Genomic DNA, 25,623 nt, shown 5'->3' with positions numbered 1-25,623 from the left:
GTGCGGGTATTGCTGTCTGGAATACGTCAGGCTTTGGCGTCGTGCTGTCCGGAAGATGCGGCCTGGGCGGCTGCGCGTAATTCCGGCGGCAGGAGCAGGGGGATGCCGTCCTCGATCTCGTAACGGACCTTCTCACCGTTTTCGGCGGCAGCTGTGGAAACCAGCTCATCGCCCTCCTGGACCAGCGGCGAGCCCGTGACGGGGCAGCGCAGGATGGACAACAGTTCAGGACTGACCTTTGGCATGAATGATGCTCCCTGGGTGGCACCGGAGTGGTGCCGCTGGCGGACTAATCGGCAGATCCAAGCCTACCGCGCGGGCGATCCCCCAAGGAGCCGACGACGTTTGCGTACGGGCCGCCGAGTCGGAACCTCGACCGCCGGATGGTGCTAAGAAGGTTCGCGGAGGATCCGCAGGTGGCCGCGGCGGGTGCCTTCAAGCACAGCGGGTGCTTCCACCTGCGGACGGCTTGCCCGTGCAGGGGTCTCCGCAGCGGCCGATGCCGCTTCCCGGACGGCGTTAGCGAGGGCCAGCAAATCATCCGGCCCCGGCTCGGGTGGAGTGGCCGGCATCGCGAGGCGCAGGACCTCCCAGCCACGGGGCACTGTGAGGGTCTCTGCGTGCTGGGCGCAGAGGTCATAAGCATGCGGTTCCGCATAGGTGGCTAGTGGGCCAAGAACAGCTGTGGAGTCGGCGTACACGTACGTCAAAGTGGCCACCGCAGATTGGCGGCAGGCAGATCTTGAGCATTGACGAATAGCACCCACAACACCCCAGATTAGCGCCATTTGACCGCCACTCTGCGCATTGGACGCCCGTGGCCCGTTCTTAAAGCGCCCCGCCACGGGCCACGGCGTGGTGAACGCGCTGATATCGCGTTGGCGGTTCCTCGGGACTAAAGTCGATATATGCAGTCACAGCCACATGTTCCCGGCTTCACTGTCCGGTGGACTGACGCCGAGGGTGATCAGGGGAAGGCACACGCATCGGCGGGTGTCCGCGGTTTCCGACGGCGTCGGCGCAACCGTCATGGGCGTGGACTGCGGGGAGAACTCATGCTCCCCAGCCTTCCTGGCTTCCGGACGCGCTCGGAGCGTTTTGATGACATGGTTCTGGACTCCGCTGAGCGGCTGCAGGACATGTGGGGCAAGCAACTGGATGGCGTTCTGTTCGCCGTCGATGAAATCCCGCCGGATCTGGAGCAGTTGGTTGCTGCCGGTGGCGGGGCACCCATGGGCTCCTACACCGCCGGCGGCCGCGGCGAAGCACCGATGATCACTGTGTACCGACGCGTGGTGGAGCAGACGGCCGGAACGCGGGAAGAACTCCAGGACCTGGTTCACGACGTCGTGGTCGAGTACACGGCCGAAATGCTGGGCGTCCCGCCGGAGACGCTTGATCCGGTGTACCGGCGCCGCTACCAGTAAGCCGCGTCCCTGACGGGCAGGGCCTAATACCCCACAGTCACCGGAACCTTCTCAAGGCCCGCGGCTGCGTCCTGGATGGCCAGCACGGAGACGTCATTGCGGTCTTGCGTTCCAAGGAACAGCGCACCGTATACCGGGTCCCCGGATGCCGACACAACGAAGCCTGCCACCGCCGCGTCACCAGTCTTCGCCGGTAGCTCTATCAATGACGTCGTGCCGCCGGAAATATCCACGTCCACGGACTTTCCAACCTTGCCGTCGGCGGTCACCGGTGCGTAGCTGACAGTTGCGCGCCCGTCCGGCACGCCAAAGCTGAAGAACCGTTGTCCGTTACGGGGTACCGACACCAAGTGTTGGCTTCCAAGCCGCGCTGACGATGGCGACCATGCGAAGTCCGTAGCGTCCTCTGCCTTGGTCCCCCGGACAACCCTCGTGGATGCCACGAATGAAACATCAGAGCTCGCGCTCACGGTGTAGCTCCCGGCGGGAACCCCCTCCAGATCGAGGGTGGCCACGGAACCACCCTTGACTGTCACTACTCCCCCGTTGGGGATCTGACGCTCACCGTTGGCGCCGTACAACCGCACCCGCACAACGGCATCCGTGGAACCAGGCACAGCTATGTGGAGCGCCGGAACGGCATCGGCAAAGCCGCTCTTGCCGCCGAGCGCCTTGACAGCGGCAGGGTCTTGGATCTCGACGCCGGACATCACCTGGAGATTCGACGGTCCGGTCCCCGGGGAAAGGAAGTCGACGCCGCCCGGGACCAACCCCCGCAGCACGCTCTGCTGGATGGTACCGGCCACGGGACCACCCGTGCTGCGGACATGAACCGCCAGGTGGGACTCACCAGGGGCCAGGCCGGCGAGATTCACGGAGCGGGTGGTGCCGGGCGCTACCAGGAGGCCTCGGGCGCCGGGCGCCTGGATCTGGCCTTGTTCACCGAAGAGATCCAGATTCACCGTGGCCGGCGTTTCGGAAGCATTGCTGAGATTAAGGACCGCGGTCCTGCCCAGGGCCGTGTTTGCGCCCAAGAGCCAGGCATCGTTCCCGGGCTGTTGGCAGGGAGCGGCGGCGATCCCGCGAAGGTCACCGTCCGTGGCCGAATAGCTGAGGCTTGCAGCAAGCGAAGCCTGCTCGTTTCCGACCGGTTCCGCCCCCACCACGATGGGAGCAGTAACAGGGCTGATGGACGCCGCGCCTGCCGCGAGGACTGGAGGCCCGGCAGTGGGTGAAGGCGTGCTTGTGGGCGTCTTTGCAATTTCGGACACGGTATCCCCAGCCAATGTCATGATGCGTGTGCCCGGGATGGTGCCCGCGGGGTTGCTCAGCACCACGGCATTGAGCGCGCTCGACGCTGTCGTGGAAACCGGGCTGAATGCGGCGTCCGTGCCCAACTCCGTTCCATCGACAAGCCGGGCGGGTTCGGGACACACGCCAAGGGAGCGTCCGGCGGGCACATCGGCTTCCCGGAGGTCCAATGCGGTCCCCCCGGACGGCTCGGGCACCATGGACGCCGCCGCGACGGCACCCCCACCTGCAGCAAGGATGACTACTGCCGACAAAACTCCTGTGACAACCCCTTTATTGGCACCGGATTTGTTGGACCCGCTGGATTTCCTGCCGGAAACCCGGGGAGAACTGCTGGAACCCGAACGGGGCGTCCCCGGCTCCTGGGCTGCGTCGACCTCGTTTTTCTGGTCGTCAGACACTGCTGTACTCCTTACGGAGGGAAACTTCGTCCCTCGACATGCCGGTTCGCGAGCGTCGGGCGGGTATCGGGATTGCCAGCAGGGCTGTCAGAGCGAACACCACTGCCTGAGCTATTCCGAAGAACAGGCCCCAGGGGTTGCTGTAGCGGATTTCCAAGCTGCCGCCGCTTGCCGGGAGTTCGAAAGCCTGCGCCCAGTCCGACGTGGTCGGCTTCAACGGGCGACCATCCATCCACGCTTCCCAGCCGGGATCGGACCTTTCGGCCAGGACAACAAGCCTTCCGTCCTCGCCCGGGGGCACGTCAGCGGCTACCGTGATGTCTTCGGAAGGCAAGGCACCAATGGTGGCCCCTTGGGCATCGACAACCCGCACGCGGTGGGCTGAGTCTGCCGCTGTTTCGGCAGACTGTCCGCGTGGCGTGACACGCCAGAGCCATCCGGCGTCGGTCTGTCCAACAGCAACGAGTCCCGGAACGGCGTCGATCCTGCTGGCCGTCAACTGCGCTGCATTGTCAGCGGCTTTGAGGACGATGAAGCCCGCACCGAGCTGTTCCAGGTCTTCGCGTGGGTCCACGCCCGTGCTCGCCACGATGGTGGCAACAGCCCTCCGCAGAGCCGCAGTTGCGGCGTCATCCGCGGCGACTTCCTCGCGGCCGGGAGCGCCAATAATGTTCCGCGCCGACGCTACGGTGGAAAGACTGTCCAGCGTGGTACCGGCGCCGCGCATCAGCGAGGACGTGAACGCGCCCTGCTCACCGCTTGTGATGACCAGCGTTCGCGTTCGCTCGGGTCCCACGCCGCGGTCGACGGCGGTGGCCGGCAAAGTGCCGTTGCCTACCGGCCAGACCTTGCGGAGAACGCCTAGTGACGAGCCGTCTTCCGTGGGGACGGTTCCGTCGTCCGCGGGAACCGTTTCGGGCGTCTCCGGGGTCAACGCGGCCGCGGAGGAGGGTTGCAGGACGTTTTGCGCTGCCCAGGCACCCATGCCGGCCAACGGGCCCGCCACCAAAAGCGCCAGAACGATGCCCGAGGCCGCCCGTCGCAGCGGCCGCTTCCACCGCGGCGCATCCGGAACAGGACGGGTGGCACTGAAGATCCTGTCGGCGCCGAACATGTTGTCGGCGCCGAACATCTTGTCCGCGCCGAGTAAGGCCGCACCGAGGAGCAGCAGCCAGGATGCCGACACAGCAGGACCGGTAAACGGCCCCACCATGACGTTGTTGTTCACGCCCGTGGCCACGTGGCCCACCAGCCAACTGCTTGCAAGGGTCGCCAGCGCCACCAGCCAGAACACCCGGACGGCTGCTGCACGCTTACCTGGAAGGAACAAGGCAACCATCGCGAGGAGAAGTACCGGTACGCTCACCAGCATCGCGAGCAGCAGGGCCCAAGGCATGGCACCTGGCCCGAACAGCGCCAAACCGGTGAGCCCGCCGCCGAGGTCAAACTTGACCGGCTGGCCCAGAAGCTGCTGCCACAACGGCGCCGCTTCGAAGTTGAGAGGAAGCCCGGGATCAGCCAACAGAGAGCGCGGACGGTCCAGCACGGAAATCCCGTAAGGGATGAAGAGGGCGGCACTTGGCAGCAGCGACCACCACAGAGTCTTACCGCGGTGGCCAAGAACCACAGCGGCAAGGACAATCGCCACGGTGATCGGGCCAAGGAGCAACGGCGCCGACGCGGTAATTGCCGCCATTGCCAGCCCTGCTGCGGCTGCCGCAGTCCAGGATGGAGTGCCATTGATGCCGGGCTTTCCCAAGGCAGGTGCCGGCCGACGCATAAGGGTGTCGCTGGAACGGGAGTGTCGGTGGATACCCGGGTGCGGTTGTCCAATGGCGGATCCCGACGCACGCATCAGTGCCAGCAGGAGCAACGGCATGAGAACATGTGCCACCAAAGCACCGAGCCGGCCCTCATTGATGGAAACCAGCAGCGCGGGCGCTCCGGACCACGCCAAAGCGGCCACCGTCCGGAAACGCCGCCTGGTAGTCAAGGCGCCGGCAGCAAACCAGGCCGCGAGTCCGGATAGGGGCATGGCCAGGATGAGGAGCCACACTACGGCTGCGTTACCGTCTCCCCCGCCGAACAGCGAGATTGCCCACAAAACGTAGCCGAAAGGATCCCCGTGTCCCGGGAGTCCTGCCCCCAACGGAATCCACCACGTGGCGGCATTTGCCCAAATGTCCGCGGGTGACGCGGAGAGGGGAAGGAGGCCACCGCCGGCAACTGCCCCTTCGCGCAGGAGGCCCATGAGTCCAACCAGCGCAGCAGCCAGCGCGATGAGCGCTGCCGCGACAGCTCCCGTCCCCACCCATCCACGCTCGTTCGTGGCAAGCGCCGCGAAGTCATCGGCCGCGTCGCCGCTGGGTTCCGGCGCCAGGAGATCGGAAGCCGCGGAACTTTCCTCGCTGGGGCGGATTGCTTCGAGCAGGGAGCGCCGGCTTGCCCGAACTTCCCGGGATGAGGTCTGCAGCCCACGAACCAGTGATCGAGGCACTGTCCGTGTCCGTGCCGCCGTGCGTCGTCCCCGCATCACTGCCAGCGGCCGGGCCAAAGCGGCGATAGTGGCAGCGAACTGGGAGAATCCGTAGCCGGGTTCCTTGACCAGAATGCTAAGGACAAGCCGAACGAGGGAACCCAGCAAGGCACCCACGGCCTGGAACGGGAGGTTCCACCACGGCGTGTGCTTTAGGCGCATATGGATCTGCGCTTTGCGCGCTGCCGAGGACGTCCCGAGCCCGTGGGGCCGGTGCTCCACGTGGAACATCCGGGCGCCCGGCACCACCACCACACGGTTTCCCGCAAGCCAGTTGCGCCAGCAGAAATCGACGTCATCGCCGCTTGCCGGAAGTGCGGGGTCGAAGCCCTGGAGTTGCTCCCAGATGTCCCGTCGAATCAGCATGCCGGCAGAGTTCACGGCAAAGGTATCGGAGCGGGCATCGTATTGCCCTTGGTCCACCTCATCGGCATCGATGAGGGTCAGGCGTTCTGCCCAACGGCTCGTGGAGAGCCCTACATCCACCAGTCGCCGCTCGTGATCCCAGCCTAGTTGCTTGCATCCGGCAACGGTTACGGACGTGGTTCGCTCGACTGCATGGAGGAGCTCCGCCAGCGCATCAGGTGCGGGAGCTGCGTCATCGTGCAGGAGCCAGATCCATTCGACTGTTCCAGTGTCGCCAGCGTCGACGCTCTTGGTCCCGCCAGGTGCAAGCTCCGACAATCCCGCCTGCACGGCAGCACCAAAACCGGTCTTTGGCTGCCGGAACGTGGTGACGTTCTCTGGTCCCAACGCCTCACGGAGCAAATCAAGGGAGTTGTCCCCGGATCCTGTATCAATGCCAATGGCGGCATCTGCCGAACGCGTCTGGTCCGACAATGCCGCCAATGTCCTGGGCAAATAGTCCCCGCCGTCGTGGGCAACCACGACGGCGGTGACGTGTACTTCCTTAAGAATTAGACCGCTCGCTTCCTCAGCCGACGACGTTCGCGCTCCGAAAGTCCGCCCCAGATACCAAAGCGCTCATCGTTGGCGAGGGCATACTCCAAGCATTGCGAGCGGACGTTGCACGCTCCGCAGACCTTCTTGGCGTCCCGCGTTGATCCACCTTTTTCCGGGAAGAACGCTTCGGGATCGGTCTGGGCGCACAAGGCGTCAGTTTGCCAGCCGAGTTCGCCTTCGTCGTCGAAGTCTCCCTGGCTCGGGAGGCCGATCCACACGGGTTGCCCCGGGGATTCAAGGGGACGGCGCAACTCCATGGGAGGGTCGTCTACGTCGTCGTCCGGCCCGGCGGGCAGGTCCCCGATCAAAGCCTCATGTGCTGCGAGAAGAGCAGTCGCCTGGTCTTCCAATGATTCCTGCACATTCTGGTTGTATCGGTCTGCCGCTTCCGGATCCGCAGGGTCCACGTACCAATCTCCTGGTACTTCCCTCGAACGGTACTTCACCGACGCATGTTCTGCGACGACTGCATCTTCCTGGATACGCAACGCTTGCCCCATGGCGTCCCTCCTGATTTTGCAGCTGCTGCCTGGATGTATTTCCGACGCCCGGTGTTGCTCCGGTCATCTATGCAGCGGCGTTTGATTACTAATTACACGCGTGTAACTACCCGCCAGTCAAGCCGCGCGGGGATAATAATCAAGAATCTGTAGAAACGTGGGATGCGCCACGCCCAACAATTTCTGCCGCAGCGCCGGGCGCGTCGCACGCTAAACGGAAGTCCGGCATCAGTTGGGTAAACATCTCCTGAATTTACGGGGGCAGCCCTCAATCTCTACCGCCACCCCCACCGAATGGACTAACTGCAGTGTGCTGGATCTCACAAACCGGCCCCGCCGTGGAAGTCGATCGTGACAAGATTGGTCCATGAGCATCCCGGCAGCAACCCTGATGACCGCGCTGCGGTCCGGCCATTCAACTTCCCCCAGGCTCACGTGGTACGGCCCGGATTCCGAGCGCGTGGAACTCTCGGGGCGCGTCCTGGATAACTGGGTAGCGAAGACGAGCAATCTCCTGCAGGACGAGCTGGACGCCGAACCCGGCATGGCGGTCCGGCTGGACCTCCCTGCGCATTGGAAGTCGTTCGTCTGGGCTTTGGCCGCCTGGCAGCTCGGCATGGAGGTGGTGTTGGACGGCACCTCAGCTGACCTGTTGGTGACCGACACTCCCGACGACGGCGCGGGAGCCGGCTTTGACGCCGTCGTTGCCGTGCCGCTCGCGGCACTCGCGATGCGCTGGCCCGGAGAGCTTCCATCCGGCGTCGTTGATTACGCAGCGGAAGTGCGCTCCCACGGTGACGTTTTCATGGCGCACAACGAACCCGAGGCAGGAAACCCGGCAGTCCGCGGCTCCGCAGTCCACCACCACGGCAGCCTCCTGGACGGCTTCGCTGCGTCCCATGAGGCGGGGGTTCGCCTGTTGGTGCGTGCTTCGGATGGTTTGGAAGCGGGGTTGGCGGCCTCGTTGGGTGCGTGGAAAGAAGACGGCTCCGTTGTTCTTGTACACCCCGACCTGGAAGTGACCGAGCACTTGCTGGAGAACGAGCGCGTCAGCCGTTCTTGATGGACGGCACCTCGCCGGTGGTTGGTGCTGAGGCGGCGACTTCCGCTCCGGGCTTCGGCTTATGGTGGAGTTCGAGGATCTCATGGTCATGCGAGAACTCGGGCTCGGCGTCGAGCTCTTCGTTGAACACCCAGAAGCGGTAGGCGAAGAAGCGGAAAATGGTGCCGAGGATGAGTCCCACGACGCTGCCCGCAATGAAAAGGGAAGGTTTGTCGTTCAAATCCAGGATGTACTTGGCGAACCACACGCAGCCGGACGCGATCAGCAGCCCGATGAAATTCATCACTGCAAACAGCACGGCCTCGCGCACCACGTTCGCCTGCTTACGGTGACGGAACGTCCAGAAGCGGTTGGCCACCCAGGAGAACACGCTTGCCACAATGGTCGCTACCGCCTTGGCCCATACTTCGCTGCCGTGCATCGGACCCGAAAAGAGCCAGATAAACACGGCGGAGTCGATGACAAAAGCAACACCGCCTACGGCGCCGAACTTCGCCACCTCGCGCCAGAAAAGCGAGGCAAGTCCGCGGATGCGATCTGCAAGTGTGGTGATCATGACCCTCCATGGCCGATAGAAAGTGGGCCGATGGGCCACATCCATTTTAGCGCCCATTTCCAAGCGCTACCCGGGAGCTCGCTGTGAGAACGCCTATAGGCGGCCCCGCCGGACAGGCAAACGGTAGTAACGAGAAGGAGAAATCCGTGATCCTGCCCCCGGTTCGGTAGGCTGAACCTTGTGACTTTTCCAGTGATTGGCGTTGTTGGCGGCGGCCAGCTCGCACGCATGATGGCCCCGCCCGCTACCGCTTTGGGCTTCGAACTCCGCGTTTTGGCTGAGGGCGAAGACGTTTCAGCCGTCCCGGCCGTTCCCACGGCTCCGGTTGGTGACTACAAAGACCTGAACACCCTGCTCGAGTTCGCCAAGGGCGTGGACGTCATCACGTTCGACCACGAGCACGTCCCCACGCAGCACTTGCGGGCGCTCCTTGATGCCGGCGTCAACGTGCAGCCCGGCCCGGACGCACTCGTGAACGCCCAGGACAAACTCGTCATGCGCGCCGCAATCGACCGTTTAGGCCTGCCGAACCCGGAATGGTCCGCCGTGAACACGGTGGAGGAACTCGTCGCTTTCGGCGACAAGATCGGATGGCCTGTGGTGTTGAAGACACCTCGTGGCGGCTACGACGGCAAGGGCGTCCGCATCGTCGATTCTGCCGAGGATGCAGCAGATACTGCCGATTGGTTTGAGTCCATGAGCCCCCTGTTGGCAGAAGCCAAGGTGGACTTCAGCCGGGAACTCTCTGCCCTCGTAGCGCGGACCCCCAGCGGCGAATCCCGTGCCTGGCCGGTAGTACATACCATCCAGGTGGACGGTGTCTGTGACGAAGTCATCGCCCCGGCCCAAAACATTCCCCTGGAAGTTGCCGCAGCCGCAGAGGAAGCGGCTCTGCGCATCGCCAACGAGCTCGGCGTCACGGGTGTCATGGCGGCAGAACTGTTCGAGACTCCAGGTGTTGGTGCCGGGTTCCTTATCAACGAACTCGCGATGCGCCCGCACAACACAGGGCACTGGACCCAGGATGGCGCCATCACCAGCCAGTTCGAACAGCACCTGCGCGCTGTCCTGGACCTCCCGCTCGGTGCAACGGACGCCTTGACTCCCGTGACTGTGATGAAGAACTTCCTGGGCGGCGACAACCAGAACCTGTTTGAGGCGTTCCCCCTTGCACTGGCTTACGAACCGGCCGCCAAGGTGCACTGCTACGGCAAATCTGTCCGGCCCGGCCGCAAAATCGGCCACGTCAACCTGGTTGGCTCCGCCGTCTCGGACGTCGATTCCGTCCGCCAGCGAGCCACAGCCGTGGCAAACATCATCCGCGACGGCCGCCTGCCGGCGCAGACCACCCTTGAGGAGACCGAATGACGTCAGCAGCAACAGCCCCGCTCGTAGGGCTCGTCATGGGTTCCGACTCGGACTGGCCTGTCATGGAAGCGGCAGCGGACGCCTTGGCTGAATTCGGCATCCCCTTCGAGGCAGACGTCGTGTCGGCACACCGCATGCCCACAGAAATGATCCGCTACGGGCAGACGGCACACGAGCGCGGCCTCCGTGTGATCATTGCCGGTGCCGGTGGCGCCGCCCACTTGCCTGGCATGCTGGCTTCGGTCACTCCCCTGCCGGTGATCGGTGTCCCGGTGCCGCTCAAGACGCTGGACGGCATGGACTCGCTGCTGTCCATCGTGCAGATGCCGGCCGGCGTACCCGTGGCGACCGTCTCCATCGCGGGCGCCCGCAACGCGGGGCTGCTGGCTGTGCGCATGCTGGCATCGGGTACAGACGAACTGGCCGCCAGCCTCCGCGAAGACCTGCTTCGCTTTGCGCAGGAGTTGAATGACGTCGCCACCAAGAAAGGCGAAAACCTTCGGCACAAGGTGGAAGAAGTCTTCTCCCCTGCCAACGCATCCGGCCGGAGCAACCGCTAGGAGGGCAGCGGGTGACCACCGTGCACAAGAATCCGAATCAGTCCGGCGCGGGCCTGACTGATCCCGTCCGCTACCCAGCGGGGGCCAGTGCCCCCGTGCGGACCAAACGCGCCTTCGTGCTGGTCCTCCTCACGCTCTTCATCCCCGGCAGCGCCCAGATCGTGGCCGGCGACCGCAAATTGGGGCGGATCGCCCTGCGGGTCACGCTCACGGTCTGGGCCCTGGCACTGGTGGCGCTCTTCATAGCGCTGGTCAACCGCACCATGCTGTTGAGCATCGTGACCCATCCGGTGGGTTCGCTCGTCATCATCGTTGTCCTGGTGGCGTTGGCCTTGGGTTGGGCTTACCTGTTCCTCAACACCTTGCGCATCATCCGGCCAACGCTGCTGGCCCCGGGGATGCGGCCCATCATTGCCGTGGTCCTCGCGGTGACCACCATCCTTGCCAGCGGCTCGCTGGGCTATCTGGCCTACGTCCTCAACGTCAGCCGGAACGCCATCGGCAGCATCTTCAACGCCGGCCCGGCCATTGATCCCGTGGACGGCCGCTACAACTTCCTCATGATGGGCGGGGATGCCGGCGATGACAGGACCGGACGCCGCCCGGACAGCCTCTCGGTTATCAGCGTCGACGCCAAAACCGGCGAGAGCGCCATCATCTCGGTACCCCGGAACCTGCAGAACGCGCAGTTCAGTGAAGATTCGCCTATGCGCCAGATCTATCCGGAGGGCTACAACTGCGGCGACGAATGCCTCATTAACGCAGTCAATACCGAGGTCACCAATAACTACAAGGACCTCTACCCCGGTGTTGCCGATCCCGGCGCCCAAGCCACCCTCGAAGCCGTGTCCGGCACGCTGGGCATTACCGTCCAGGCCTACGTCCTGGTGGACATGGACGGCTTCGCGAAGCTCATTGACGCCATGGGCGGCATCCGCATCAAGGCCGGCGGCTGGGTCCCCATCAGCGGGCCCACCATTGACGAGGCCAACGGCATCCACGGCATGCCGGACGGCTGGATCCCCGCCGGTGATGTCCACCTGAACGGTTTCCAGGCCCTCTGGTATGGGCGTTCCCGCGAGTTCGTCGACGATTACGCCCGCATCGCCCGTCAGCAGTGTGTCCAGCAGGCCATGCTGAAACAGCTCGACCCGGGCACCCTGCTCACCAAGTTCGAGGACATCGCCAATGCGGGCACCAAGGTAGTCGACTCCAACATTTCCTCGGCACAGCTCGGCAGCTTTGTTGACCTTGCCTTGAAATCCAAGAACCAACCGGTGAAGCGACTCACCATCGGCCCACCCGACTTCGACGCCTCATTCTCGACGGTCCCCGACTTTGACCTGATCCATTCGAAGGTCCAGGAGTTGCTGACACCATCGGAAACGCCCAAAGCGGACGACGCGATCGTATCCAATGACGGACCGGCAGCGGGTACGGTAGTAGCCGCCGGCCAGCTGCCGTCCGGATTGCGTGCGGGACAGCAACCATCGCCGTCGCCGACGGACTTCACGCCGGTCACCACAACTCCGGACGGCACTCCCATCACCGAGGAACTGCTCAACGGCCTCAAAGCCCAGGGCGACGAGCAAGGCATCCGCGATCTCGTTGCGACCAACGGGCAATGCGCCCCGCTGTAAATCCGCAGTACCCCATCAGCTCACGTTCAGCGCAACTGTAAGGACTTTCCTTCGTGTACCAGATTGAGAATGTTTTGCGGCCCTACGCCTGGGGTTCGACGACGGCGATCGCCGGCTTGCTGGGGCGGCCGGCATCAGGTGGTCCAGAGGCGGAAATGTGGATCGGCGCCCACCCTGACTCACCGTCCACGGCCATCCACCCCAACGGGGTCACGCAACCCCTTGATGCCTTGATCGCCAAGGATCCCGTACATTTCCTCGGCACGCCGAGCGTGGCTGAATTCGGGCCGAGGCTTCCGTTCCTCACAAAGATCCTGGCGGCCGAGCAGCCCCTCTCCCTCCAGGTGCACCCCAGCCTCGAGCAGGCACGGGAAGGCTTTGCCCGGGAAAACGCTGCGGGCATCCCCGCCGACGCCGCAGACCGCAACTACCGGGACGACAACCACAAGCCGGAGATGATTTTCGCGCTTACGCCGTTCCGGGCACTGTGCGGTTTCCGCTCCCCGGCAGCCTCGAGGAGCATCTTTGAACACCTCGCGTCGGTGTTGGACTCCGCGGCCGTGGACGTTCCGGAGATTATCACGGGCGTCATCGCCGACCTCGGCCTGGCCAATGAAGAGGAAGCCCTCAAGGCCGCTTTCACGCGCCTGATCGAAGGCGGCAGCAAGGTTACGGATGCCATTCAGGAGGTGGAGGCGGTGCTCCGCGCAGGGGCTCCCCAGGAACCCCATGAGGATGCGCTGTCGGCGATGCTCGGAATCAACGGGGCCTTCCCCGGCGATCCCGGCGTCCTCATTTCCCTGCTCCTGAACCACCTTTCACTCCAGCCCGGTGAAGCCGTCTATCTGCCCGCAGGAAACGTTCACGCCTACCTGCATGGGCTGGGCGTGGAGGTCATGGCGTCCTCGGACAACGTGTTGCGCGGCGGCCTGACCCCCAAGCACGTTGATGTCCCCGAACTCCTGAAGACTGTCCGCTTTGAGTCGCTGGGTGTTCCCCGCATCGAGGCCGCCCGCACCGAGTTCGGCCAGGAGCTGTATCGCCCGCCGTTCAAGGAGTTCCAGCTCCAACGGATCGAACTTGGTCCGGGAGCCGAACCGGTGCCGTTGGCACAATCCGGGCCTGCCGTCGTCGTCGTTGTTGCCGGTTCCGTAGTGCTCGACTCCCCCAAGAGCGATCTTCCACTGGGACGCGGCGGAGCCGCTTTCATCCCCGAGGTCGAGAACCCCGTGAACGTCCATCCTGTCCAGGGTTCCACGGAAACCAGTATCGCTTTTGCCGTGACCACGGGGCTGGGGAACTGAGTCGTGGAGTTTTTCCTTCAGACGCCGGCTTGGGCCGCTGTCCAGCGTGCCCTCGGACGCCGGGTTTTCGAGCAGTCGGGTCCCGGCTGGAGCTTCTTGGCGATTGAGGAACACAACCCCGCGGGCAAAGTCATCTACGCCCCGTACGGTCCGGTGGCCAAGACGGTAGAGGCCTTCGACGCCGCCACGGCGGCTTTGGTGGCTTTGGCCCGGAAGGAGCGGGCTGTCTTCGTGCGGATGGAACCTGCGGATGCCGGGTTTACAGCGTCCGACGCCGGTCCCCTCCTCCGAGCGCGTGGCCTCCAGCCTGCGCCGGTCAACCAGCAGCCCGAGCTGAGTTGGGTGGTGGACCTTGAGGGCGACTTCAAGGATGTCCTGGCCGGCATGAAGCCGACCAACCGAAACCTGTACCGGAACATCCATAAGAAGGGTGTCACGTTCCGGGCGTCCCAGGACCCGGCGGATATCTCGATCCTCCTGCATTTCCTTCATCTCACGGCAGCGAGGAATGGCTTCAAGCCGCAAAGTGATGAGTACCTCACCCAAGTAGCGGCTTCCTTGCTCCCCGCCGGCGCTGGAACGCTCTTCATCGCAGAGCTTGAGGGTGAACCGATCGCGGCGGCCTTCGCCTACGACTCGTCCGACACCCGCGTGTACGCCCACGCGGCGTTGGACGATACCCACCGCAAGCTCAGCGCGGGTATTCCACTCCTGGTAACGCTGATGGCCGACGCCAAGGAGAAAGGTCTCCAGTACGTTGACCTCTGGGGAGTCGCTCCCGAAGACCAGCCGGACCACAAGTGGGCCGGTTTCACAGCGTTCAAGAAGTCCTTCGGAGGCCGCGAAGTAGCCTACCCCGGCACGTGGGACCTCCCGGTGAACAAACTCCGCTACGGCGCCTACCAACTGGCCCGCAAACTCCGGGACAAGCTCCGCTAGCGCTGCAGCAAGGGCGCGAACCCAACCACCCGTTCCCGCCCTTGCCGCAGCATCGGCGGATCGGTGCCGCCACGACCCACTTTGAGCCCGCCGCCCTGCAACACGCCCGGAATGACGGCGTGTCATCTGGTTTTCAAAGGCAAAGTGGGTGATGACGGCACACCCCGCACCGCCAACCAACCCTCAAAAAGCGCGCACGGCGAACCGCCCGCACACACAGAGAAGGACGGCGAGTATCGCGACAGCGGCATCAAATCGACGAGGAACGAGGAGATAGCCGCCGAGCGATGCTCGCCGTCCTTCTGTAGCCAGGTAAGGGGTTACGCCTTGCGCGCGTATGTCTCCCACTTGGATGCGTGGTGCTCGGCATCGACGAAGCGCACCGTGCCGGACTTCGAGCGCATCACGATGGACTGCGTCAGCACGCGGTCCTTCTGGTAGCGAACGCCGCGGAGGAGGTCGCCGTCGGTGATGCCCGTGGCTGCGAAGTAGCAGTTGTCCGAGGTGACGAGGTCGTTGGTGGACAGGACGCGGTCGAGGTCGTGCCCGGCATCGATGGCCTTCTGCTTTTCGTCATCCGAGGTGGGCCACAGACGGCCCTGGATGACGCCGCCAAGGGACTTGATGGCGCAGGCAGCGACGATACCTTCCGGGGTACCGCCGATGCCCATGAGGGCGTCGACGCCGGTGCCCGAACGGGCTGCGGCGATGGCGCCCGCGACGTCGCCGTCCATGATGAACTTGGTGCGTGCCCCGGCTTCGCGGATTTCTTCCACGAGGGGGCGGTGGCGGTCGCGGTCCAGGATCATGACGTTGAGTTGGTTGACTTTGACGCCCTTGGCCTTGGCGATGAGGTGCAGGTTCTGCTTGACGGGCAGGCGAAGGTCCACCATGTCGGCGGCTTCGGGGCCGGTGACGAGCTTCTCCATGTAGAAGACGGCGGAGGGGTCGAACATGGAGCCGCGCTCGGCCACGGCGAGGACTGCGAGGGCGTTGTTGATGCCGAGGGCGGTGAGGCGGGTTCCATCGATAGGGTCAACCGCGACATCACATTCCGGACCGGTGCCGTCACCAACCTGTTCGCCATTGAACAGCATGGGGGCTTCGTCCTTTTCGCCTTCGCCGATGACGACGACGCCGTTGAAGTGGACGGTGTGGAGGAATGAGCGCATGGCGTCGACGGCGGCACCGTCAGCCTTGTTCTTGTCGCCAAAACCTACCCAGTGGCCACCGGCAATGGCCGCGGCCTCGGTGACACGAACGAGTTCCAGCGCAAGGTTGCGGTCGGGTTCGTCGGTGCCGACGGCGAGCGACGGCGAAATCGTGGAATACTGCTGGGTCATTGGTGCAGGAGACACTTGAACCTCTTCTTCGAGTGACGATTCACGGGACCGGAAACGGTTGCACGAGGCGACCTGGGGCCCCTCTACCAACGATCATAGTCGCCCGGCTCGTCCGGAGTCGTTGGATGACTCCGGCCTGCTCAGGTGCCGGTTGTGTGTTTACGGCCGGGGTAAGGGACCATGGAAGGGTGAGTGAAACGCAGGACAAGCCCGCTGCCGGCAATGGCCCGGATGGTTTCGATGCAAACCAAAACAACGCGCCGGATGCCACCGGTGCCCCCTTTAAACCCGTCATTCCGGCGAAAGCGGCCAAGCGCGCCAATGCCTCTGTCATCGGCATGATCATCGCGCTCGTGCTGTGCGTTCTCGCTTTTCTTCCAGTGGTCTTGATGAACCCGGCACCGAAAGGCGAAGGGTTCCGTCCCGCCGTCGACGTTTCCGCTGCCGCCCGCAACGCCAGCGATGTGGCGGGATTCACACCCGTAACACCCGACACCGGTGGCGCATTCTCGCCGAACTACGCCCGCTGGGAATCCGGGACCAGCACCGGTGTGCCCACGTGGGAAGTCGGCTACCTGACCCCCAAAGAGGCCTTTATCGGCCTGACGCAGACGCGCCAGGCCAACCCGACGTGGGTGCTTCAACAAGCCGGAAACCTTCCCGTGACCGGCACCCGAAACGCCGGCGGCCAGGAGTGGGAGCTGCGGGATTCAGGCAAGGAGCAGCGCAGCATGATCCTTGAATATCGAGGAACCACCATCGTCCTGAGTGGAACGGCAAGCCTTGAAGAGTTCGCGACGCTTGCCACCGCCGTCGTGAAGTCCGCGGACACGGCACCTGCCGCAAGCAGCGCGCCTGCCGCCTGACATCGTTCCGCAACACTTTCACGACCGGCGGCACCGGCCCCGTAAAGTAGTAAGGTGCCTACTTACCTGACTCCAGCCCTGGCCTGGCGCCGCCTCCGCGAGGGCAACGAACGTTTTGTTTCCGGCGAATCCCTGCACCCCAACCAGGACGCAGCCCGCCGATCATCCCTTCTCGAAAGCCAGAACCCTTTTGCCGTGATCTTCGGCTGCTCGGATTCCCGGCTCGCAGCAGAAATCATCTTCGACCTCGGCTTGGGTGACGCCTTCGTGGTTCGCACTGCCGGGCAGGTGATTGATGACGCCGTCCTTGGCTCGCTGGAATACAGCATCAGCGCACTTCACGTCCCGCTGATCGTCATCCTGGGCCACGACAGCTGCGGCGCCGTCCAGGCCACCAAGTCGGCTGTGGAAACGGGTGAAATGCCTGCAGGCTTCATCCGCGACCTGGTGGAGCGCATCACCCCATCGGTCCTGACCGCCAAGCGCAACGACCAGGAAGACGTCAACGACATGGTTGTGGAGCACGTGAAGCAGACGGCGTCCCGACTGGCAGACAGCTCCCGTGTGATTTCCGACGCCATTGAGGAAGGCCGCGTGGCTGTGATCGGCCTTTCCTACAAGCTCGACGAGGGCCGCGCGGCCCTCGTTTCCGGGATCGGGCAGGTCTAGGACGCCGTGCCCCGGCCTTACGGCCGGGGCACGTAGCACTCCTTTCCGGGTTTTCGGTGGAGCCCGCAATCGCCATAAGCTAGCCCCATGACTTCCACCACTGAGTTCCGTATTGAACATGACACGATGGGCGAAGTTCGCGTCCCCGTGAACGCCCTGTACCGCGCACAGACGCAGCGTGCTGTGGAGAACTTCCCGATCTCCGGCAAGACGCTGGAACGCGCACACATCGAGGCACTTGCACGCGTCAAGAAAGCCGCAGCACTCGCGAACGCCGAACTGGGGGTGCTCGACGGCGAGCTCGCCGAGGCAATCGCAGCCGCTGCGGATGAGGTCGCAACCGGAAAGTACGATGGCGACTTCCCGATCGATGTCTTCCAGACCGGCTCCGGCACGTCCTCCAACATGAACACCAACGAGGTCATCGCGGAGCTCGCATCCCGCGCCCTCGCGTCTGCCGGAAGCGACAAGGTTGTCCACCCGAACGACCACGTGAACGCTTCCCAGTCCTCAAACGATGTCTTCCCGACGTCCGTCCACGTCGCGGCAACATCGGCCCTGATTAACGACCTGATCCCCGCCCTTGAGTACCTGGCGGCCTCCCTTGACCGCAAGGCTGCGGAGTTCAAGGACGTTGTGAAGTCCGGCCGTACCCACCTCATGGACGCAACCCCCGTTACCCTCGGCCAGGAATTCGGCGGCTACGCCGCACAGGTCCGTTACGGCATCGAGCGCATCAACGCCGCGCTCCCCCGCGTTGCCGAAGTTCCCCTCGGCGGCACCGCAGTCGGCACCGGCATCAACACCCCCGCCGGCTTCCCGGAACGCGTCATCGAACTCCTCGCTGCAGATACCGGCCTGCCCCTGACCGAAGCACGCGACCACTTCGAGGCACAGGCAAACCGCGACGGCCTCATCGAGGGCTCCAGCCAGCTCCGGAACATCGCGATCTCCTTCATGAAGATCAACAACGACCTCCGCTGGATGGGCTCCGGCCCCAACACGGGCCTGGGCGAAATTGCCATCCCCGACCTCCAGCCGGGTTCCTCGATCATGCCGGGCAAGGTCAATCCGGTCATCTGCGAAGCGTCCATCATGGTGTGCGCCCAGGTCATCGGCAACGACACCGCCATCGCCTGGTCCGGTACCAACGGCGCTTTCGAACTGAACGTCGGCATCCCCGTCATGGCAGCAAACCTGCTCGAGTCCATCCGCCTGCTGGCCAACACCAGCCGGGTCATGGCTGACAAGATGATCGACGGTATCACCGCCAACGTTGAGCGCGCCCGCTTCCTGGCCGAGGCTTCCCCGTCCATCGTGACGCCGCTGAACAAGTTCATCGGTTACGAGAATGCTGCCAAGATCGCCAAGATCGCCGTCAAGGAAGGCCTGACCATCCGCCAGGCAACCGAGAAGCTCGGCTTCGTCGGCGATGGCGAAGGCCAGGTCTCCGAGGCAGAACTCGACAAAGCCCTCGACGTCACCACCATGACCTCCCCGGCTCACAAGGCCTAGTTTCCGCAGCCTTCAAAGGCACACAGTACGACGACGGCCGGTACCTTCCGCACGGAAGGTACCGGCCGTCGTCGTACCCGGTTCTCGCGTGAGGAATGACACCTCACTCTTTTTTGCACTTTCTTCGTTCGAGTGCAAAACTTTACTTTGTGAAAAATAGTGCAAATATTGACGGTGGCCTTCGCGAGCGCAAGCGCGCTGCCACGCGGCAGGCGATCACCGCCGTCGCGCGTTCCCTGACAGCCGACCGCGGCCTCAACGGTTACACCGTGGAAGAGGTCTGCCAGGAAGCGGGCATCTCCCGGCGCACGTTCTTCAATTACTTCCACTCCAAAGAGGACGCCGTGATCGGCGCGTTCTCCGACCAACTGCCGCAGGACGCGCTGGATGCGTTCAACCGCGATTCGGAAAGGACTCCGGACAGCATCTCGGAAACGTTGCTGGCCGCACTGTTCCACCTCACGTTGGACGTCATGGAACGCTCAGCCATCAGCCGGGCGGAAGTCCATCAACTCATCGCCGCCATCACTGCAGAACCCCAACTCCTGGGCCAGATGACCCTGGAAGGCGAGGCCCGGGAACGGCAGTTCACCGAACTGATTGCCAGCCGCGAAGGACTCGCGCCCGGGCACCCCGAGATCGTCATGGCAGCTGTGGTTTTCGGCGCGGTTTCCAAGAAAACCGCACAGCAATTCTTCTCCGAAGAGAACACGCGGACCTACCGGGAACTCCTCAAACTAAACCTCACGGCAGCCCAAAAACTCTTTGCACAATCGCTGGACACCAGCCCTGCAGCTACCCCGAAGGACCACGCATGAGTACGATCTCGAAGGCAGCCGAGCCATTGCTGCTGACCCGGAAGAGAATCTGGATCATCTTTTCGGCGCTGATCGCAGGCATGCTCCTGTCCAGCCTCGACCAAACCATTGTCTCCACTGCCATGCCCACCATCGTGGGCAAGCTCGGCGGCGTGGAGCACCAGGCATGGATCACCACGGCCTATCTCCTGGCAACCACAATCGTGATGCCCATCTATGGCAAGTTCGGCGACATCCTGGGCCGGCGGAACCTGTTCCTGGTTGCCATCGCCTTGTTCACGCTCGCCTCGGTGGGTTGCGCCTTCGCTACCGACTTTTGGGGCTTCGTCATTTTCCGTGCGATTCAGGGCTTGGGCGGCGGTGGCCTGATGATCCTGTCGCAGGCCATCATTGCCGATATTGTCCCGGCGAATGAGCGTGGCAAGTACATGGGTCCGCTGGGCGCAATCTTTGGTTTGTCCGCGGTTGCCGGTCCGCTCCTGGGCGGGTTCTTCGTAGACCACCTGACGTGGGAATGGGCCTTCTACATCAACATCCCCATCGGTATTGCCGCCTTCATCACCGCCTGGTTTACACTGACCCTGCCGAACAAGAAGGCAGAAAAGAAGATCGACATCTTGGGTGTGCTGTTCCTTTCAGCCGCCACCACCTGCCTCATCTTCTTCACGGATTTCGGCGGGAAGAAGGAAGAAGGCTGGGACTCACCGTTGACGTGGGCCTTTGGTGCGGGCATGGTCCTGTCGGCGGCCGCCTTCGTGGTGGCTGAACGTCGCGCCGAGGACCCCATCATCCCGCTGGGCCTGTTCCGCAACCCGATCTTCATCAACGCCACCGCCATCGGTTTCACGCTGGGCTTGGGCATGTTCGCAGCGATTGCCTTCGTCCCGACGTTCCTGCAGATGTCCTCCGGTACATCTGCCGCCGAATCCGGCCTGCTGATGCTCCCCATGATGGTCGGACTCATGGGAACGTCCATCTACTCCGGAATCCGGATTTCCAAAACGGGCAAGTACAAGATGTACCCGATCCTGGGGGCAGCGTTGACGATCGCGGCCATGTTGTGGCTGACCACCCTGACCGCGGAGACTCCTATCTGGGTCATCTGCGTTCAGCTCTTCGTCTTTGGCGCGGGCCTCGGCTTGATCATGCAGGTGATTGTCCTGGTGGTGCAGAACTCTGTTCCGGCTGACCAGATAGGTACGGCTACCAGCACCAACAACTACTTCCGTGAGGTAGGTGCGGCCCTTGGTGTGGCCGTCTTCGGCTCCATCTTCACCAACCGCCTGGCCGAATCCCTGACCGGCGCCTTCACGAGTGCGGGTGCGTCCGCGGAGCAGGCCTCTCAGTCCACCAGCACCCTGGATCCCCAGGCCTTGGCGCAGCTCCCGGAGCAACTTCGCGACGCAATCGTCAACGCCTATGCGGACTCCTTGGCGCCGGTGTTCTGGTACCTGGTTCCGTTCATCGCTGTTGCGTTGGTGCTGGCGATAACGCTCAAGCAGATCCCGCTTTCCGATACCGCAGGCATGGTGGCACGCGGCGAGGCTGTGGGCGGCGAGGAAGCCGAGCGCCTGGAGGCTGCCCGCGGGTAGGTTCAGTCCTCGGTTTGGTAGGCCACGGGACCTTCGGGTCCCGTGGCCAACCTTATTGCTTCCAGGTTGCCCGCGCTCATGTCGGGCAACTCGTCGAGTTTGAACCAGCCGACGTCGATCGACTCGTCGTCGTTGACCTTCGCTTCACCGGAGATGTACCGGCAGCGGAACGTGATGTCCAGGAAGTCGCATTCGTCGCCGTTGGGAAAAGTCACTGGTCCCACGACTCCCACGGCAAGAATCCGTTCTGTCTCGGCCACCACGGCGGTCTCCTCGAAGATCTCCCGAACCAGTCCGGGCGCCGGGTGTTCCCCCGGCTCAAGGATGCCGGTGATCAGAGTCCAGTGTCCGTTATCGGCACGCTGGCAGAGGAGCACCCTGCCGTCGTCGTCGAACACCACTCCCCGCACTGCCGGCAGCCAAAGAGGGTCGTGGCCAATCTTTTCCCGTAGCTTGAGCACGAATTCGGGGGCACCCATGGTGTCAGCTTACGGGCTCACGCAGGCAGCACCACCATCGCTGCAGCAGCCCCCGCAAGCATGAACGGTCCAAAGGGAATGGAGGAACCCAAGGTCCCCCGCCGGGCAACCACCAGGACAAGGCTCCACAGGCCGCCCAGCAGGAACGCGGCGAAGGTGCCGGCAAAGACGTGGCCCCAACCCAAGTACCCCAGATAAAGCCCGAGCACGCCCGCCAGCTTCACATCTCCGAACCCCATGCCGGGCGGGTAGACGGCGTGAAGTACGAAGTAGAACAGCCACAGGGCAGCCCCGCCCGCCAGGACTGCCAACCCCGGAACATTGAACAGCGACGCATCCGGTGTGTCACCAGTGCCGTTGGAGCTCAGGAACACAGTCAGCGCCGCCGCGAGCAGAAGGACCCCGCCGATGCCATACGACGGGAAAACGATGCGGTTGGGCAGCAGGTGGCTGCGGACGTCGATCACCGTGAGGCGGACGGCCATCACCAGGAAGTAGACGCACGCCATGACCACCAGCCAGTAGCCCAGTGGGCTGGCGTCCCAGAGTTCGGCAAGTCGACGGATCACCCTCGGATGCTATCCCGTTTTAGCTGGATGGCCGGGTTGAACGCGTAGGTAAACTGTGGATATGGGGCGCTACAGTGCAACTGGATCGGGATTCTCGCCGGGCTTCGGCCCGGGCAACGGGCAGGACGGCCAGCAGCCGGACTTGTCCTCCACATTCCGCAACCTTTGCCGTTCGTCGCCGTGGAAATGGACCAGCCTCCGGTTCGAGTATCTGGAGCGGCCAGGAACCGGCGCCAACATTGTCCGCGCCTGGTTACGGCGGCCAGGTGCACTCCGCTTGGAGACACCGGACGGGCAACTGCTCCACAGCACCACTGGCATCAACGACTCCCGCGATGACTTCTACGTCAGCGCGACGCGCCGTTCGTGGTTGCTTCCGGCTCACCTCGTGACGCCGGTTTATGACGACGCCGGCTTGGTCCGGCGGCGTCCTGAGGCCGCCTACGGTGAGCCCTCCTTTGGTAACGGCCGCCTGGCCGCTGCGCTGGATCCCGTGGAGCTCGCAGGCAACGCCCCCGTCCCCATGGAGTTCCCTGATTCAAACCCGGTCTCTTTGGAAGAGCCCCGGGAGGTGGACCACGAGGGCAGGGTTGCGCTGGAAACCGTCGTCACCCGGGGCCGGAGCTACGCACCATCGGACCCCGGCGAACCGCTCGCCCACCAGGGCAGGACCCTCATCCGGATCGACGCCGGAACCGGGGTGTGCGTCGCCAGCCAGTCCCTCGACGGCGATACCTCCGGGAAAGGTCATTGGCTGAAAATCCTTGGAGTTGACGAATACATGCTGGACGACCTGTTCGTGGCGGAGTCGATGAACCTGACCGACGTCCGGCGCCATATTTCCTGGGACATCGGCCCCGCCGCGTGAGCCGCAGCGTCCCCGACCCCATGTGATTCGCGCCGTGGCCCACGCCCGGCTAGGCTGCACCGATGATCTCGCTTGCGGAAATCTGGCCACCCTTCGGACTCATCCTGACCACCCCGAGGCTGGTCATCCGTCCCGTTCTCGACAACGACATCCCGGCCGCTGTCGACGCTGCCCGCTCCGGCGTCCACGAGCCCGGAAAAAGCCCGTTCAGCACGCCCTGGACGGAACTTACGGACGACGAACTCGCTCCCAACATGGCCCAGTGGTACTGGCGGTGCCGGGCCGGATTCACGCCTGACTCGTGGACACTCCTCCTCGGCGTCTGGCGCAACGACGAACTCCTGGGAGTACAGGATCTCGGCGCCAAGAACTTTGGAAAACTACGGACTGTAAACACTGGTTCCTGGCTCAAGCAGTCCGCGCAGGGGCAAGGCTTCGGCAAAGAGATGCGTGCCGCCGTCGTCAGCTATGCCTTCGACTACCTCAACGCCGAAGTTGCCGAGTCCGAAGCCGCCGTGTGGAACAAACAATCCTTGGGCGTGTCAGCCAGCCTCGGCTACGAACCCAACGGAATCTTCCGCGACGGCTGGGGCCCCAAAGTAGTAGAAGTCCAAAAGGTCCGACTCACGCCCACCACGTTCAAACGACCCGACTGGACCCTAAAAGCCCAAGGCCACGAAGAGCTGAAATCGTACCTAGGGCTCTAACGCAGCGACGCGCTAGCCGTGCTGCGGTCCTTCGCAGAGGAGCGCATCGCGGGCCATCGGACGCCAAAGGTCGCCCAGCGATCGATGGCGTCCTTTTGGCCTGTGTCTAAGCGACGGCGAAGGGCCGTGGCCCGGCGAACCGGACCACGGCCCCAACCAAGGAAACGCTTAGATTTCAGCCCCTTCGAGCAGCTCCGTAACAAGCGCAGCAATCGGCGAGCGTTCGGACCGCGTCAGGGTGATGTGCCCGAACAGCGGGTGGCCTTTGAGGGTTTCGACAACAGCGGCCACGCCATCGTGCCGCCCCACCCGGAGGTTGTCGCGCTGCGCGACGTCGTGGGTGAGGACGATCTTTGAGTTCTGCCCGATGCGGCTCATGACGGTCAGGAGGACGTTCTTCTCAAGGGACTGGGCTTCGTCGACGATCACGAAGGCGTCGTGCAGCGAACGTCCTCGGATGTGGGTGAGGGGCAAGACTTCGAGCATGCCCCGGTCCATGACTTCTTCCACGACTTCCTGGCTGACGAGCGCTCCGAGTGTATCGAATACGGCCTGCGCCCAGGGGTTCATCTTTTCGGATTCGGAACCGGGCAGGTAGCCGAGTTCCTGCCCGCCCACCGCGTACAAGGGACGGAAGACCACCACCTTGCGGTGTTCCCTGCGTTCCAGGACGGCTTCCAGCCCCGCGCAAAGTGCCAATGCGGACTTACCTGTGCCGGCCCGACCACCTATGGACACGATGCCCACGGAGGGGTCCATGAGAAGGTCGATGGCCAAGCGCTGTTCCGCGGACCGGCCATGGAGCCCGAAGACGTCCCGATCGCCCTTGACGAGACGCACTTGCTTGTCGGAGCCCACCCGGCCCAGCGCGGAGCCGCGGTTGGAGAGGAGGACGAGTCCGGTGTTAACGGGCAGTTCCGCGGCTGCGGGGATGAATACCGGCTCATGCCCGTAGAGCGTGGTGATTTCGTCTTCGCTTGCTTCCACTTCGGCCATACCGGTCCAGCCGGAGTCCTTGACGAGTTCGTTGCGGTACTCGTCTGCATGAAGTCCCATGGCGGAGGCTTTGACGCGCATGGGGAGGTCCTTGGACACCACGGTGACGTTGTGGCCTTCGTTTGAAAGGTTCTTCGCGACTGCCAGGATACGGCTGTCGTTGTCGCCTCCACGGAAGCCCGCAGGCAGTACGTCCGGGGAAATGTGGTTCATCTCGACCCTGAGCAAACCACCGTCGTTTCCTATGGGTATGGCATGGTCCAAGCCGCCGTGTTCGATGCGCAGGTCGTCCAGGAGCCGCAGTGCCTTACGGGCGAAGTAGCCTAGCTCCGGATCGTGGCGTTTTCCTTCCAGTTCGCTGATGACCACGATGGGGACGATAACCTCGTGCTCGGCGAAGCGCAGCAGTGCGTGCGGATCGGAGAGCAGGACGGACGTATCGATCACGTAGCTGCGGCCCGTGGGGGTTGCTGCTTTGCGTTCCCCCTTGGTGGCCCGCTTGGCGCGAGAGGTAGCTGCACTTTCCCCGTCGGAAACCATTGCGGGCAGTTGCTCAGAAATAGCCACATCGACTCCAGCCCCGGGCAGTTCGCCCGGCCTAATGGTGAAGCGGCTCGGCCGGAAGGCCGGGCG

The 25,623-nt window shown here is 63.8% G+C and carries 24 protein-coding genes; 14 read left to right on the top strand and 10 right to left on the bottom strand.

Features of this window, described 5'->3' with window-relative positions; translation table 11 throughout:
- Window positions 1–26: 26 nt before the first annotated feature.
- Both AB0N65_RS16500 and AB0N65_RS16495 read right to left on the bottom strand, forming a co-directional pair.
- Complete coding sequence (locus AB0N65_RS16500; RefSeq protein WP_364163876.1) at window positions 27–245, bottom strand: Trm112 family protein; 219 nt, start codon at window positions 243–245, stop codon at window positions 27–29.
- 144 nt (window positions 246–389) lie between these two features.
- Window positions 390–788 carry a DUF3499 domain-containing protein gene (locus tag AB0N65_RS16495; protein WP_364163873.1) on the bottom strand — a complete coding sequence of 133 codons (399 nt, stop codon included), beginning with the start codon at window positions 786–788 and terminating at the stop codon, window positions 390–392.
- Between the two features lie 120 nt (window positions 789–908).
- Between AB0N65_RS16495 and AB0N65_RS16490 the strand changes: the two genes are divergently transcribed.
- Window positions 909–1,427 (top strand): metallopeptidase family protein, encoded by a 519-nt coding sequence (locus AB0N65_RS16490; RefSeq protein ID WP_364163870.1) that lies wholly within the window; start codon window positions 909–911, stop codon window positions 1,425–1,427.
- 23 nt (window positions 1,428–1,450) lie between these two features.
- Here the strand turns inward: AB0N65_RS16490 and AB0N65_RS16485 are convergent, their stop codons facing one another.
- The 3 genes from AB0N65_RS16485 to AB0N65_RS16475 are packed head-to-tail and all read right to left on the bottom strand — an operon-like array spanning window position 1,451 to window position 7,138.
- Entirely contained in the window at window positions 1,451–3,139 is a 1,689-nt protein-coding gene (locus tag AB0N65_RS16485; protein WP_364163867.1) for a DUF5719 family protein, read from the bottom strand.
- Window positions 3,132–6,593 carry a glycosyltransferase gene (locus AB0N65_RS16480; RefSeq protein ID WP_364163937.1) on the bottom strand — a complete coding sequence of 1,154 codons (3,462 nt, stop codon included), beginning with the start codon at window positions 6,591–6,593 and terminating at the stop codon, window positions 3,132–3,134. The genes AB0N65_RS16485 and AB0N65_RS16480 overlap by 8 nt, the downstream gene beginning before the upstream one ends.
- Entirely contained in the window at window positions 6,593–7,138 is a 546-nt protein-coding gene (locus AB0N65_RS16475) for a WhiB family transcriptional regulator (protein WP_364163864.1), read from the bottom strand. The genes AB0N65_RS16480 and AB0N65_RS16475 overlap by 1 nt, the downstream gene beginning before the upstream one ends.
- 367 nt (window positions 7,139–7,505) lie before the next feature.
- On the opposite strand from AB0N65_RS16475, the gene AB0N65_RS16470 reads away from it, so the two are divergent.
- Window positions 7,506–8,201 (top strand): TIGR03089 family protein, encoded by a 696-nt coding sequence (locus tag AB0N65_RS16470; protein ID WP_364163861.1) that lies wholly within the window; start codon window positions 7,506–7,508, stop codon window positions 8,199–8,201.
- Here AB0N65_RS16470 and AB0N65_RS16465 read toward each other — a convergent pair.
- Complete coding sequence (locus AB0N65_RS16465) at window positions 8,188–8,757, bottom strand: GtrA family protein (protein WP_364163858.1); 570 nt, start codon at window positions 8,755–8,757, stop codon at window positions 8,188–8,190. The genes AB0N65_RS16470 and AB0N65_RS16465 overlap by 14 nt on opposite strands.
- Before the next feature lie 180 nt (window positions 8,758–8,937).
- Between AB0N65_RS16465 and AB0N65_RS16460 the strand changes: the two genes are divergently transcribed.
- From AB0N65_RS16460 to AB0N65_RS16440, 5 genes are read left to right on the top strand one after another with little or no spacing between them, the layout of a single operon-like run.
- Complete coding sequence (locus AB0N65_RS16460) at window positions 8,938–10,125, top strand: 5-(carboxyamino)imidazole ribonucleotide synthase (protein WP_364163855.1); 1,188 nt, start codon at window positions 8,938–8,940, stop codon at window positions 10,123–10,125.
- Window positions 10,122–10,685 carry a 5-(carboxyamino)imidazole ribonucleotide mutase gene (purE, locus tag AB0N65_RS16455; protein ID WP_364163852.1) on the top strand — a complete coding sequence of 188 codons (564 nt, stop codon included), beginning with the start codon at window positions 10,122–10,124 and terminating at the stop codon, window positions 10,683–10,685. Before AB0N65_RS16460 ends, purE begins: the two co-directional genes overlap by 4 nt.
- Before the next feature lie 11 nt (window positions 10,686–10,696).
- Window positions 10,697–12,325, top strand: coding sequence for an LCP family protein (locus tag AB0N65_RS16450; RefSeq protein WP_364163849.1), 1,629 nt, complete (start codon window positions 10,697–10,699; stop codon window positions 12,323–12,325).
- A gap of 53 nt (window positions 12,326–12,378) precedes the next feature.
- A complete protein-coding gene (gene manA / locus AB0N65_RS16445) occupies window positions 12,379–13,629 on the top strand; it encodes a mannose-6-phosphate isomerase, class I (RefSeq protein ID WP_364163847.1) in 1,251 nt (416 codons plus the stop codon).
- Between the two features lie 3 nt (window positions 13,630–13,632).
- On the top strand, window positions 13,633–14,568 hold the full coding sequence (locus AB0N65_RS16440) for a peptidoglycan bridge formation glycyltransferase FemA/FemB family protein (RefSeq protein ID WP_364163845.1): 936 nt from the start codon (window positions 13,633–13,635) through the stop codon (window positions 14,566–14,568).
- A gap of 320 nt (window positions 14,569–14,888) precedes the next feature.
- On the opposite strand, the gene glpX is transcribed toward AB0N65_RS16440, so the two are convergent.
- Window positions 14,889–15,911, bottom strand: a complete 1,023-nt coding sequence (gene glpX, locus AB0N65_RS16435) for a class II fructose-bisphosphatase (RefSeq protein WP_364163935.1) — start codon at window positions 15,909–15,911, stop codon at window positions 14,889–14,891.
- A gap of 188 nt (window positions 15,912–16,099) precedes the next feature.
- Here glpX and AB0N65_RS16430 point away from each other — a divergent pair, with 188 nt between their 5' ends.
- The 5 genes from AB0N65_RS16430 to AB0N65_RS16410 all read left to right on the top strand — a co-directional run bounded on the left by AB0N65_RS16430 (window position 16,100) and on the right by AB0N65_RS16410 (window position 21,371).
- Window positions 16,100–16,777, top strand: a complete 678-nt coding sequence (locus AB0N65_RS16430; protein WP_364163843.1) for a DUF4245 domain-containing protein — start codon at window positions 16,100–16,102, stop codon at window positions 16,775–16,777.
- 54 nt (window positions 16,778–16,831) lie between these two features.
- Window positions 16,832–17,446 (top strand): carbonic anhydrase, encoded by a 615-nt coding sequence (locus AB0N65_RS16425; RefSeq protein ID WP_364163840.1) that lies wholly within the window; start codon window positions 16,832–16,834, stop codon window positions 17,444–17,446.
- Window positions 17,447–17,533: 87 nt separating this feature from the next.
- Window positions 17,534–18,961 carry a class II fumarate hydratase gene (locus tag AB0N65_RS16420; RefSeq protein WP_364163837.1) on the top strand — a complete coding sequence of 476 codons (1,428 nt, stop codon included), beginning with the start codon at window positions 17,534–17,536 and terminating at the stop codon, window positions 18,959–18,961.
- Window positions 18,962–19,110: 149 nt separating this feature from the next.
- The gene (locus tag AB0N65_RS16415) at window positions 19,111–19,779 is read left to right on the top strand and encodes a TetR/AcrR family transcriptional regulator (RefSeq protein WP_364163835.1); all 669 of its coding nucleotides are present in this window, start codon (window positions 19,111–19,113) and stop codon (window positions 19,777–19,779) included.
- Window positions 19,776–21,371 carry an MDR family MFS transporter gene (locus tag AB0N65_RS16410; protein ID WP_364163832.1) on the top strand — a complete coding sequence of 532 codons (1,596 nt, stop codon included), beginning with the start codon at window positions 19,776–19,778 and terminating at the stop codon, window positions 21,369–21,371. The genes AB0N65_RS16415 and AB0N65_RS16410 overlap by 4 nt, the downstream gene beginning before the upstream one ends.
- A gap of 2 nt (window positions 21,372–21,373) precedes the next feature.
- On the opposite strand, the gene AB0N65_RS16405 is transcribed toward AB0N65_RS16410, so the two are convergent.
- Complete coding sequence (locus tag AB0N65_RS16405; RefSeq protein WP_364163830.1) at window positions 21,374–21,850, bottom strand: NUDIX domain-containing protein; 477 nt, start codon at window positions 21,848–21,850, stop codon at window positions 21,374–21,376.
- A 17-nt stretch (window positions 21,851–21,867) separates the two neighbouring features.
- Window positions 21,868–22,419: an A24 family peptidase gene (locus tag AB0N65_RS16400; protein ID WP_364163827.1), complete on the bottom strand. Its 552-nt coding sequence runs from the start codon at window positions 22,417–22,419 to the stop codon at window positions 21,868–21,870.
- Window positions 22,420–22,561: 142 nt separating this feature from the next.
- Between AB0N65_RS16400 and AB0N65_RS16395 the strand changes: the two genes are divergently transcribed.
- Together AB0N65_RS16395 and AB0N65_RS16390 are read left to right on the top strand one after the other, a co-directional pair.
- Window positions 22,562–23,287, top strand: a complete 726-nt coding sequence (locus tag AB0N65_RS16395; RefSeq protein ID WP_364163933.1) for a hypothetical protein — start codon at window positions 22,562–22,564, stop codon at window positions 23,285–23,287.
- Window positions 23,288–23,349: 62 nt separating this feature from the next.
- Window positions 23,350–23,994, top strand: a complete 645-nt coding sequence (locus AB0N65_RS16390; RefSeq protein ID WP_364163824.1) for a GNAT family protein — start codon at window positions 23,350–23,352, stop codon at window positions 23,992–23,994.
- A gap of 168 nt (window positions 23,995–24,162) precedes the next feature.
- On the opposite strand, the gene AB0N65_RS16385 is transcribed toward AB0N65_RS16390, so the two are convergent.
- Entirely contained in the window at window positions 24,163–25,557 is a 1,395-nt protein-coding gene (locus tag AB0N65_RS16385; protein WP_364163821.1) for a PhoH family protein, read from the bottom strand.
- Between the last annotated feature and the right edge of the window lie 66 nt (window positions 25,558–25,623).

The organism is Paenarthrobacter sp. NPDC089322, assembly GCF_040684895.1.
Taxonomy (GTDB): Bacteria; Actinomycetota; Actinomycetes; order Actinomycetales; family Micrococcaceae; genus Arthrobacter.
Note: the sequence above shows the minus strand (reverse complement) of the source record. Positions and strands in the feature narration are given on the sequence as shown.